We start from the raw sequence: 11,527 nt of genomic DNA, 5'->3' as shown, positions 1-11,527 counted from the left end.
CTTATTACGGACGCCTTCTCGCGCAAGATCGTCGGCCACTATGTCCACGCCACCTTGCAAACCGAAGAAGTGGCCCGGGCGTTAAAGGCAGCACTGCGCGCGCGACGTGGGCATCTGCCTTTGATACATCACTCCGATCGCGGCATCCAGTACTGCGCAAGTACCTACCAAGTCCTGCATCAGAAGCATGGCCTGACTTGCTCGATGACCGATGGCTACGATTGCTACCAGAACGCCTTGGCCGAACGGATCAACGGTATCCTCAAGACCGAGTATTTGCTGGCACGTCCTAAAGACCTCGCCGAGGCTCGACGCATGGTTAAGCAGTCGGTAGACATTTACAACAACGAACGGCCACACCTGGCCCTGAAATACAAAACGCCCGATGAAGTACATCGGGCGTCTTTGAGAGCGCAAGAATCTAGTGAATCTTGCAACGTTTGACTGTCAACCTATTTCAGGACTAGTCATGACTGGCAGTCAAAAGACCGGCGTATCGGCCTCGCCGGCCCGCGCGTCGCCGGGCGCCGGCGCGCGCATGGCGACAGTCAGCGTGGCGGGATAGGAATAGCCGTCCTGGACGACATTGCCCAGGCCTGCGCCGATGAGGAGATTGCCGATCAGGCGGTTGCGGTCGTAGCGCGGGCTCCAGGATTCGTCGGCGCTGCCGACGCCGTCGCGCTTGCAGGAGACGGCCAGGGGCTTGCCGCTGCGGGTGATCGTCACCCGGCCGGGCGCGACCACGAACCAGCGGCCGGCATCGTTCTCGAGCAGGCAGCCGACGCCGGATACTTCGCGGTGATCGAGGATGGCGTGCACTTCCACCTGCTGCACGGAGGTGTCTTCGACGGCGGTGACGCAGCCGGCCAGGCCGATGCCGGACACCGCCAGCAAGGCGGGGATAAGGAATGTGTTCATGCGCTGTTTACGGCAGCGCGGGCGCGGACATGAGCGCAAAGCGCGGCACGCGCGCGCCGTCCACCTCGACCGTCTCGAAAAAGACTTCCTTCGGCCGGACCCAGGCAACGCCGTCCTCGCCCCGGTAGACGATCACCGGGGTATGGTCCGCCTCGAGCACGGCTTCGCAGACCAGGTCGTACACCCCGCCCTTGTAATGGCGGTAGCGCATCAGACCTGTTCTTCGACCTGGCGGCTCTGGCTCTTTTTCTTCAGGTTCTGGATGACCCGGACGAGGCCTTCGATGCCGGCGCTCTCGTCGAGCTCGCTGAAGGCATCCAGCACCTCGTTCAGCACCCGGTTACGCACCGCGGCTTCGTCGGCCAGCATGACCGGGGCCTTGTCTTCGCTCGGCGCGAACTTCTGCACCTGCTGGGCCTGCTGCGCCTCGGCAGCCTTGGCGCCATGCGTCAGTGCGGCCTGCCAGATCAGCCAGCGGCGCTGGGTTTCGTACACCAGGTACTCTTCCGGCTTGTCCTCACGGCGCCGGACAATGTGGCCATCGCGTTGGGCCCATGCTTCGAATGCTTGACGCATTGCTGTCCTTTACAAAAGCTGTGTGCAAATCCTGCTTGCGGATCCGCGATCGTTACACACCTGCCACCGGCCGGAGCTGGTGCCCGGCCCTGGCAACCCTATCAAAGCAATGAATTGTCAGGAGATACTTGACTTCAAAGAAATGTGCAAATACTACAATTTAAATTGATGTAGTGCAACATATTCTTCCCAAAGGGAAAAAGATACGAAATCGCTCCCTCTCTTGCCGCGATTGTTACATCTTGTCACAGTTCGACCGAGTTTGCCAGAACCGAACATATGTTTTTCTTACTAAGAAATAATTCTACGACATCAACGTTGTATTTTCTACAAATATCTATGATTGTGAACCGTTTGCAGTGTACTTGTGCAATGGGAATCCAAAAAAACGACAGAATGCCCCGCAGGCCTGGCTGACCGGCCGCGGCGGCGTCGGAGCCCGCCTGTCCACCGACATGCAATAATGGCGGTCTTGCCATACAAACCCCCATGATTCATGAAGATAGCAACCTGGAACGTCAACTCGCTGAAAGTGCGCCTGCCGCACCTGCTGCAGTGGCTCGCCGCCAATCCGGTCGATGTGCTCTGCATCCAGGAGACCAAGCTCACCGACGACAAATTTCCCGTCGCCGAGATCAATGCCGCCGGCTACGAGGTCGCGTTCAGCGGCCAGAAGACCTATAACGGCGTGGCCATCCTGGCCCGGCACCCGCTCACGGATGTGGTCCGCAACAACCCGCATTTCCCGGACGAGCAGCAGCGCCTGATCGCCGCCACCGTGCAGGGCGTGCGCATCATCTGCGCCTACGTCGTGAATGGACAGGCGGTCGGCTCCGACAAGTACGCCTACAAGATGGCCTGGCTTTCCGCGCTGCGCGAGTGGGTGAAGGAGGAGATGGCGGCGCATGCGGACTTTGCGATCCTGGGCGACTACAACATCGCGCCGGACGACCGCGACGTGCACGACCCGGAAGCCTGGGCCGGCCAGATCCACTGCTCGGAGCCGGAACGCGAGGCCCTGCGCGCGCTGTTCGGCCTGGGCCTGACGGACGCCTTCCGCCTGTTCGAGCAGGCCGAGAAGCAGTACAGCTGGTGGGACTACCGCCAGATGGCCTTCCGCCGCAACCGCGGCCTGCGCATCGACCACATCCTGCTCTCGCCCAGCCTGGCGCAGCGCTGCACCGCCTGCACGATCGACCGCGATCCGCGCAAGTGGGACCAGCCCTCCGACCACACGCCGGTGGTCGCCACCCTCGGCTAGCGCAAACCGGGTCCCGCCAGCATCGGCGGGATCGCGGCACCGTCCTGCGGCTTGGCGAACAGGTAGCCCTGGGCCAGGTCGCAGCCCTGTTCGCGCAGCAGCGCGAGCTGGGCGCCGGTCTCCACGCCCTCCGCCACCACCGACAATTGCAGGCTGCCGGCCAGCGCCATGATCGCGGCGACGATCGCCCGGTCTTCGCCGCCGCCCGCCAGGTCGCGGATGAAAGCGCGGTCGATCTTGATCTTGTGGACCGGGAAGCGCTTCAGGTAAGCCAGGCTGGAATAGCCGGTGCCGAAGTCGTCGATCGACAGGCGGATCCCCATCGTCGAAATCTGCTCCAGCGTCTCCAGGGTCTGGCCGCCGTGCTGCATCAGGGCGGTCTCGGTGATCTCGAATTCGAGCATGGCCGGATCGATCCCGGTTTCCATGACGATGCTGCGGATCGACTCGACCAGGCCGCGGTGCATGAACTGGCGCGCCGACAGGTTGATCGCCAGCGGCACCGGCCGCAAGCCGGCGCGCCGCCACGCCACCGCCTGTTCGCAGGCGGCGCGGATCACCCATTCGCCGACCGGCACGATCAGGCCGTTCTCCTCCAGCATGGGGATGAAGTCGTCGGGCGCGACCAGGCCGTGGCCGGGGCGGCGCCAGCGCAGCAGCACTTCGAGTCCGCGCACGGCGCCATCCCGGGTCGAGACGATCGGCTGGTAGAACAGCGTGAACTCCTGCCCTTCGAGCGCGCTGCGCAGGCTGGTCTCGAGTTCGAAACGGCGCGCCGCCGCCACGTTCATGCGCTCGGCGAAGAACTGGTAGTTGTTGCGGCCGGAAGCCTTGGCGTGGTACATCGCGGCGTCGGCCTTGCGCATCAGGGTCTCGACGTCCTCGCCGTCGTCAGGGCACAGGCAGATGCCGATCGACGGCGAGATGTGCAGGCTGCGGCCCTCGAAGCGCACCGGCTCGGCCAGCGCGCCGATGATCTTCTCGCCGACCAGCGCGCATTCCTCGGCCGCGCGCACGCCCGGCACCAGCACCACGAACTCGTCGCCGCCGAGGCGCGCCACGGTGTCGACCGCGCGCACCACGCGGCACAGGCGGTTCGCGACTTCCTTCAGGAGGTGGTCGCCGGTCAGGTGGCCAAGCGAATCGTTGATGGTCTTGAAGCGGTCCAGGTCGATGAACATCACGGCCAGCCTGCGGCCTTCGCGGCGCGCCGCCAGCATCGCCCGGTCGAGGCGCTCGGACAGCAGCGCGCGGTTCGGCAGCCCGGTCAGGGCGTCGTGGTAGGCCATGTGGTGGACCCGCGCCTCGGCCTGGCGCCGTTCGACGATCTCGGCCTGCAGCAGCCGGTTCGCGCCCGCCAGCTCGGCGGTGCGCTCCTGCACCCGCACTTCGAGCTCGTCGCGCGCGCGGCGCAGGGCGTCGGCCGCCTCGCGCTGGGCGGTCACGTCGTCGATCAGCCAGACGCTCCTGCCGCTGCGCTCGGCCAGGTCGAACGGCCGGCCCGACAGGCGCGCCCAGAAGCGGGTGCCGTCGCTGCGCGCCAGCTGGTACTCGGCCATGTGCACGCGGCCGGCGGCGAAGTCGTCCTGGGTCTGGCGGCGCGCCTCTTCCCAGGTGGCGGTATCCGGGTAGAGTTCGCGCACGGTGGCGCCCTCGATCGCGCCGGCCGGGTAGCCGAACAGCTCTTCCATCTTGCGGTTGCAGCGCAGGGTGCGGCCGCGCTCGACCACGGCGATGCCCAGCACCGCGTTATCGAGGATGGCCTGGTTCTCCAGCAGCGCATTGCGCAGCGATTCCTCGTCGGCCTTCTGGCGGGTGCGGTCCTCGATCATCCAGATCATGCCCTGCGACAGCGCCTCGCGGTTGACCGCATAGCCGATCACCCGGACCCACATCGGGGTGCCGTCCTTGCGCACCATCACGTCCTCGCCCTGGAAGGGCTTGCCCTGGTCGACCACGTCGTAGGCCATCGCGCCCAACTCGAGATAGGCCTGCTCGCTCTGGAACAGGATCCGGGTCGACAGGCCCACCGCCTCGGCTTCGCCGTAGCCGAACATCCGGTCGAACGAGCTGTTGCAGCGGGTGATGATGCGTTCGCGCGTGAAGAAGATGCCGACCGAGGCATTGGTCATGATCGCCTGCACTTCGGTCAGGGCGCGGCGCGCTTCGGTCACGTCTTCCAGGATCCAGATGGTGCCGGCTTCGCGCGACGTCATGTCGACCGCCTTGGCGCGGATGCGGCACCAGATCAGCGAGCCATCGCGGTGGCGCAGCTGGATCTCGGCCTTTTCGAACAGCCCGCCGGAGGTGAGGATCGGGATCGCCTCCGAGGTGAAGCCGTCGTACTGCGCATGCGAGACGAAGAACTCGGCCGGGCTGCGGTCGACCAGTTGCCCGGGTTCGTAGCCGAGCATCTGGGCCATGCGCGGATTGCAGGACTTGACCAGGTGCGGCAGGGTCACGACGATGCCGACCGGTGCGTGTTCGAGCACCGCCGCCTGTTCCAGCAGGGTGCTGCGCGACAGGCCTTCCGCGCCCTGGGCCTGGCCAGGGGCGAAGGACTCGCTGAAGACGAAGGTGGCGCCGGGGATCCCGGCCTGTGGCGGCAGTGGCCTTGCCCTCACCTCCACCGCGAGATCTTTATCGCCGGCGGCCAGCGTCCCGCTCCAGCGCCGCTCGCCGGCCAGCGCCAGCCCGGCCTCGAGCGCAGCCTGGCGCGCGCCGGCCTCGCAGAACAGCGCCGCCAGCATCCGGCCTTCGAGCGGCGCGCCGAGCAGCCGTTCGAGCGCTTCGTTCGCCGCCCATACCATCCCCTGCGCATCGCAGGCACACGCGGGTGCCGCAATGAGCCCCAGCGCCTCGGCCACCAAGGCCGGTTTGCTCGTTACACGATCCATCCCTGTTCCAGTCTATGGGCCCGTCTACGGAACCTCTCATCACTGCGGGATCATAAACCACAAATTACCGTAAATATCGAACAGCCCAAAAAAAGCCCGCCGGCGAGCGACGGGCCGGTGGCGCCGATACGCCTCAGAAGGTGTCGCCGGGGATGCGCACCCAGCCTTCCATCAGCACGCGCGCGCTCCGGCTCATCACCGCCTTGGTGACGATCCAGTCGCCGTCGAACACCTGGGCCTGGGCGCCCACGCGCAGGGTGCCGGACGGATGGCCGAAGCGCACGGCTTCGTGCGCCCGCCCGCCCGCGGCCAGGCTGACCAGGGTGCCGGGGATCGCCGCCGCGGTGCCGATCGCCACCGCCGCCGTGCCCATCATCGCGTGGTGCAGCTTGCCCATCGAGAGCGCGCGCACCAGCAGGTCGATGTCGCCGGCCTTCACCTGCTTGCCGCTGGAGGCCAGGTAACCGGCCGGCGGCGCCACGAAGGCGACCTTCGGCGTGTGCTGGCGGCGCGCCGCCTCCTCCACGTGCGAGATCAGGCCCATGCGCATCGCGCCATAGGCCCGGATCAGTTCGAACATCGCCAGCGCCTTCGGATCGCCATTGATGTCGTCCTGCAGTTCGGTGCCCTTGTAGCCGACGTCGGCCGCGTTCACGAAGATGGTCGGGATGCCGGCGTTGATCATCGTCGCTTTGAGGGTGCCGACGCCCGGCACCTCGAGCTCGTCGACCAGGTTCCCGGTCGGGAACATCGCATTGTTCCCCTGCGCGCCGCCCTCGCCGCCTTCGGCTTCCGCCGCCGGGTCCATGAACTCGAGCTGGACTTCGGCCGCCGGGAAGGTCACGCCATCGAGCTCGAAGTCGCCCAGTTCCTGGACCTGGCCGCCGGCCACCGGCACATGGGCGACGATGGTCTTGCCGATATTCGCCTGCCAGATCTTCACCGTGACCGTGCCGTCCTGCGGGATGCGGTCCGGATCGATGAAGCCGTTGGCGATGGCGAAGGGACCGATCGCCGCCGACAGGTTGCCGCAATTGCCGCTCCAGTCGACGAACGGCTTGTCGATCGAAACCTGGCCGAACAGGTAGTCGACGTCGTGCCCGGGCTTCGTACTTCTTGCGACGATCACCGTCTTGCTGGTGCTGGACGTCGCGCCGCCCATGCCGTCGATCTGCTTGCCATAGGGGTCGGGGCTGCCGATCACGCGCAGCAGCAGCTTGTCGCGCGCCTCGCCGGGAACTCGGGCGGCTTCGGGCAGGTCCTGCAGGCGGAAGAAGACGCCCTTGCTGGTGCCGCCGCGCATGTAGGTGGCGGGGATTTTGATTTGGGGGATATGTGTCATATGTGTTAGCTCGTAAACGTCGTCCCCGCGAAGGCGGGAACCCAAGTTCTGCTTGAACTATCGACTGCTCGACAAACCTGGGGCGCCCTCGCGGGAACGACGAGGTTTTACGCGGCGACCTTCGTCGTCGCCAAAAAGTCCTGCGCAAACCGCTGCAGCACGCCGCCGGCCTCGTAGATCGACACCTCTTCCGCGGTATCCAGGCGGCAGGTCACCGGCACTTCCACCGTCTCGCCGTTGCGGCGATGGATCAGCAGGGTCAAGACCGCGCGCGGCGTGCGTTCGCCCACCACGTCGAAGGTCTCGGTGCCGTCGATGCCGAGGGTCAGGCGGGTCGTGCCCGGCATGAACTCCAGCGGCAGCACGCCCATCCCGACCAGGTTGGTGCGGTGGATGCGCTCGAAGCCTTCGGCCACGATGGCTTCCACGCCCGCCAGCCGCACGCCCTTGGCCGCCCAGTCGCGCGAGGAGCCCTGGCCATAGTCGGCGCCGGCGATCACGATCAGCGGCTGCTTGCGTTCCATGTAGGTCTCGATCGCTTCCCACATGCGCGTGACCTGGCCCTCGGGTTCGATGCGGGCCAGCGAGCCCGCGCGCACGCTGCCATCCGGGTTGCGCACCATCTCGTTCTTCAGGGTCGGATTGGCGAAGGTCGCGCGCTGCGCCGTCAGGTGGTCGCCGCGGTGGGTCGCGTAGGAGTTGAAGTCTTCTTCCGGCAGGCCCATCTTGTGCAGGTATTCGCCGGCCGCGCTGTTCATCATGATGGCGTTCGACGGCGACAGGTGGTCGGTGGTGATGTTATCGCCCAGCACCGCCAGCGCGCACATGCCCTTCATCGTGCGTTCGCCGGCCAGCGCGCCTTCCCAGTACGGCGGACGGCGGATGTAGGTGCTCATCGGGCGCCAGTCGTACAGCGGCGACACCGCTTCGGAGCTAGCCTCCTGGCGCGCGAACATCAGGTCGTAGACCTTGCGGAACTGCTGCGGCTTGACCGACTGCTCGACCACGGCGTCGATCTCTTCGTCGCTCGGCCAGATGTCGGCCAGTTTGACCTCGCGGCCGGCGGCATCGACGCCCAGCACGTCCTTCTCGATATCGAAGCGGATCGTGCCGGCGATCGCATAGGCCACCACCAGCGCCGGCGAAGCCAGGAAGGCCTGCTTGGCATACGGGTGGATGCGGCCGTCGAAGTTGCGGTTGCCGGACAGGACGGCGGTCGCGTACAGGTCGCGCTCGACGACTTCCTTCTGGATCACGGGATCGAGCGCGCCCGACATGCCGTTGCAGGTGGTGCAGGCGAAGGCGACGATGCCGAAGCCCAGCTTCTCCAGTTCCGGCAGCAGGCCCGCCTCTTCCAGGTACAGCGCCACGGCCTTCGAGCCCGGCGCCAGCGAGGACTTGACCCAGGGCTTGCGCAGCAGGCCCGCCTTGTTGGCGTTTCGCGCCAGCAGGCCGGCGGCGACCATGTTGCGCGGGTTGTTGGTGTTGGTGCAGCTGGTGATGGCGGCGATGATCACGGCGCCGTCCGGCATCAGGCCCGGCTCGTTTTCCACCTTGCCGGCGATGCCCTGCGCCGCCAGCTCGGAGGTCGGCACGCGCTTGTGCGGGTTGGACGGGCCGGCGATGTTGCGCACCACGCTCGACAGGTCGAAGTGCAAGGTGCGCTCGTACTCGACCTTGGCCAGGGTGTCGGACCACAGCCCGGCCTCTTTCGCATAGGTCTCGACCAGCTTGACCAGCTCGTCGTCGCGGCCGGTAAGCTTGAGATACTTGATGGTCTGCTCGTCGATCGAAAACATGGCGGCGGTCGCGCCGTATTCGGGGGCCATGTTCGAGATCGTGGCGCGGTCGCCCAGGGTCAGGTTCGACGCGCCTTCGCCGTAGAACTCGAGATAGGCGGAGACGACCTTCGACTTGCGCAGGAACTCGGTCAGCGCCAGCACGATGTCGGTGGCGGTGATGCCGGGCTGCGGTTTGCCGGTCAGCTCGACGCCGACGATGTCCGGCAGGCGCATCCAGGAGGCGCGGCCGAGCATCACGCTTTCCGCTTCCAGGCCGCCCACGCCGATCGCGATCACGCCCAGCGCATCGACCATCGGGGTGTGCGAGTCGGTCCCGACCAGGGTGTCCGGGAAGGCCACGCCATCCTTGACCTGGACCACGGGGCTCATGCGCTCGAGGTTAATCTGGTGCAGGATGCCGTTCCCCGGCGGGATCACGTCGACGTTCTGGAAGGCCTTCTTGGTCCACTCGATGAAGTGGAAGCGGTCTTCGTTGCGACGGTCTTCGATCGCGCGGTTCTTGTCGAAGGCATCCGGATCGAAGCCGCCGCACTCCACGGCCAGCGAGTGGTCGACCACCAGCTGGGTCGGCACCACCGGGTTCACCAGGGCCGGATTGCCGCCCTGCTGGGCGATGGCGTCGCGCAGGCCGGCCAGGTCGACCAAGGCGGTCTGCCCGAGGATGTCGTGGCAGACCACGCGCGCCGGGAACCACGGGAAGTCGAGGTCGCGCTTGCGCTCGATGAGCTGCTTCAGCGAAGGAACCAGTGCAACCGGCTCGCAGCGGCGCACCAGGTTCTCGGCCAGCACGCGCGAGGTGTACGGCAGGCCGTCCCAGGCGCCCGGCTGGATCTCTTCGACCGCGGCCTTGGCGTCGAAGTAGTGCACGTTCGTCCCATGCAGGGGTTTGCGGTATTGGCTGTTCATGATGTCTGTGGATCTAATATTAGTTGGCGGTGCTGCTTGGCGTAGTAGCGCCCGTCGTGCAGGAAGGCGTCCGGCTCGAGGCCGAACTGCCGGAATCCGAAGGCGTCGTACAGGCGCTCGGCGCGCGTATTGCCCTCGTGGACCGTCAGCGTGAGCTGGCGGATGGTGCCAAGTGAGCGGGCGAATTCGATCAGATGAGCGACCAGGCTCCGGCCTATGCCTTGTCGCTGGCGTTCCGGGTCGACCACCAGCGCGTTCAGGCTGGCCGAGTGACGGATCTTGCTGCCCTCCTGCGTGCGCAGGCAGACCGCGCCGACCAGCGTGCTTCCTTCGAAGGCGCCGAACCAGTACTCCCCTTCTTTCGCCAGGCGCTTTTCGGCCCAGGACAAGGGCTGCTTCGATGCCTCTTCATGGTCCGGCCGGAAGGCGTGCGGGAAGGCGCGCAGGCCGGCCAGGCGCAGGGTGCGGTAGGCGGTTGCGTCGGCGGGGTTGAGCTGGCGGATGGTCAGGTTCATCATTTTCTCCGTCGTCCCCGCGAAGGCGGGGATCCAAGTTCTGCAAGAGTTATCGACTGCTTTTCAAACTTGGGTTCCCGCCTGCGCGGGAACGACGGTGTGTTGGTTCAACCGTTCGCGGGCTTACTTACGCTCCGCCAGCGGCACGAACTTCAGGTCCTCCGGACCGACATAATTGGCGCTCGGACGAATGATCTTGTTGTCGATCCGCTGCTCGATGATGTGCGCCGACCAGCCCGAGGTGCGCGCGATCACGAACAGCGGCGTGAACATCGCGGTCGGCACGCCCATCATGTGGTACGAGACGGCCGAGAACCAGTCCAGGTTCGGGAACATCTTCTTCACTTCCCACATCACCGATTCCAGGCGCTCGGCGATGTCGAACATCTTCATCGAGCCGGCGCTGGCCGACAGCGTGCGGGCGACTTCCTTGATCACCTTGTTGCGCGGGTCCGCGATCGTGTACACCGGGTGGCCGAAGCCGATCACGACTTCCTTGTTGGCGACGCGGTTGCGGATGTCGGCTTCGGCTTCGTCCGGGTTCTCGTAGCGCTTCTGGACTTCGAACGCGACCTCGTTGGCGCCGCCGTGCTTCGGGCCGCGCAGCGCGCCGATCGCGCCGGTGATGGCCGAGTAGATGTCGGAACCGGTGCCGGCGATCACGCGGCCGGTGAAGGTCGAGGCATTGAACTCGTGCTCGGCGTACAGGATCAGCGAAGTGTGCATGGCCTTGACCCACTCCTCCGGCGGCTTGGTACCGTGCAGCAGGTGCAGGAAATGGCCGCCGATCGAGTCGTCGTCGGTCTCGACCTCGATGCGGCGGCCAGCATGGCTGAAGTGGTACCAGTACAGCAGCGCCGAACCCAGCGATGCCATCAGGCGGTCGGCGATGTCGCGCGCGCCCGGGATGTTGTGGTCGTCCTTTTCCGGCAGGGTGCAGCCCAGCACCGAGACGGCGGTGCGCATCACGTCCATCGGATGCGAGGCGGCCGACAGCGCTTCCAGCGCGGACTTCACCGCTTGCGGCAGGCCGCGCAGCATCTTCAGCTTGGCCTTGTAGCCGCGCAGTTCGGCTTCGGTCGGCAGCTTGCCGTGCACCAGCAGGTAGGCGATTTCTTCGAATTCGGAGGTGTCGGCCACGTCCAGGATGTCGTAGCCGCGGTAGTGCAGGTCGTTGCCGGAGCGGCCCACCGAGCACAGTGCGGTATTGCCGGCGGCGACGCCGGACAGGGCGACGGATTTCTTCGGCTTGAAGGTCGAAGGTTCAGCTTTTGATGCGTCGTTCGGTTTGGTCTGGTCGGTCATATCGT

At 66.0% G+C, this 11,527-nt stretch carries 10 protein-coding genes; 2 read left to right on the top strand and 8 right to left on the bottom strand.

The annotated features are described in order from the left end of the window. Window positions 1-444, top strand: a 444-nt coding sequence (locus AC3A6M_RS17575) for a transposase (RefSeq protein ID WP_487854010.1), incomplete at its 5' end; no start/stop codon positions are given. 36 nt (window positions 445-480) lie between these two features. On the opposite strand, the gene AC3A6M_RS17570 is transcribed toward AC3A6M_RS17575, so the two are convergent. Genes AC3A6M_RS17570 through AC3A6M_RS17560 form a run of 3 tightly spaced genes read right to left on the bottom strand, consistent with a single transcriptional unit; the run spans window position 481 to window position 1,494 of the window. Continuing rightward, complete coding sequence (locus tag AC3A6M_RS17570) at window positions 481-918, bottom strand: hypothetical protein (protein WP_487854009.1); 438 nt, start codon at window positions 916-918, stop codon at window positions 481-483. 7 nt (window positions 919-925) lie between these two features. Further along, the gene (locus AC3A6M_RS17565) at window positions 926-1,129 is read right to left on the bottom strand and encodes a DUF1653 domain-containing protein (RefSeq protein WP_487854008.1); all 204 of its coding nucleotides are present in this window, start codon (window positions 1,127-1,129) and stop codon (window positions 926-928) included. Beyond that, window positions 1,129-1,494 (bottom strand): phiTE_015 family protein, encoded by a 366-nt coding sequence (locus AC3A6M_RS17560; protein WP_487854007.1) that lies wholly within the window; start codon window positions 1,492-1,494, stop codon window positions 1,129-1,131. Before AC3A6M_RS17560 ends, AC3A6M_RS17565 begins: the two co-directional genes overlap by 1 nt. Before the next feature lie 496 nt (window positions 1,495-1,990). On the opposite strand from AC3A6M_RS17560, the gene xth reads away from it, so the two are divergent. Continuing rightward, window positions 1,991-2,755, top strand: coding sequence for an exodeoxyribonuclease III (gene xth / locus AC3A6M_RS17555; RefSeq protein ID WP_487854006.1), 765 nt, complete (start codon window positions 1,991-1,993; stop codon window positions 2,753-2,755). On the opposite strand, the gene AC3A6M_RS17550 is transcribed toward xth, so the two are convergent. The 5 genes from AC3A6M_RS17550 to prpC form a co-directional block, all read right to left on the bottom strand. Continuing rightward, window positions 2,752-5,652 carry a sensor domain-containing protein gene (locus AC3A6M_RS17550; protein WP_487854005.1) on the bottom strand — a complete coding sequence of 967 codons (2,901 nt, stop codon included), beginning with the start codon at window positions 5,650-5,652 and terminating at the stop codon, window positions 2,752-2,754. The two genes, xth and AC3A6M_RS17550, sit on opposite strands and share 4 nt — an antisense overlap. A gap of 133 nt (window positions 5,653-5,785) precedes the next feature. Continuing rightward, window positions 5,786-6,994 (bottom strand): 2-methylaconitate cis-trans isomerase PrpF, encoded by a 1,209-nt coding sequence (gene prpF / locus AC3A6M_RS17545; RefSeq protein ID WP_487854004.1) that lies wholly within the window; start codon window positions 6,992-6,994, stop codon window positions 5,786-5,788. Window positions 6,995-7,101: 107 nt separating this feature from the next. Then, the gene (gene acnD / locus AC3A6M_RS17540) at window positions 7,102-9,702 is read right to left on the bottom strand and encodes a Fe/S-dependent 2-methylisocitrate dehydratase AcnD (RefSeq protein ID WP_487854003.1); all 2,601 of its coding nucleotides are present in this window, start codon (window positions 9,700-9,702) and stop codon (window positions 7,102-7,104) included. Continuing rightward, on the bottom strand, window positions 9,699-10,217 hold the full coding sequence (locus AC3A6M_RS17535; RefSeq protein WP_487854002.1) for an N-acetyltransferase family protein: 519 nt from the start codon (window positions 10,215-10,217) through the stop codon (window positions 9,699-9,701). Before AC3A6M_RS17535 ends, acnD begins: the two co-directional genes overlap by 4 nt. 123 nt (window positions 10,218-10,340) lie before the next feature. After that, entirely contained in the window at window positions 10,341-11,522 is a 1,182-nt protein-coding gene (gene prpC / locus AC3A6M_RS17530) for a bifunctional 2-methylcitrate synthase/citrate synthase (protein ID WP_487854001.1), read from the bottom strand. Window positions 11,523-11,527: the final 5 nt, after the last annotated feature.

The sequence above is a fragment of the Telluria sp. Soil_C_11 genome, from assembly GCF_057657395.1.
This window is presented reverse-complemented; position numbering and strand designations above follow the sequence as displayed.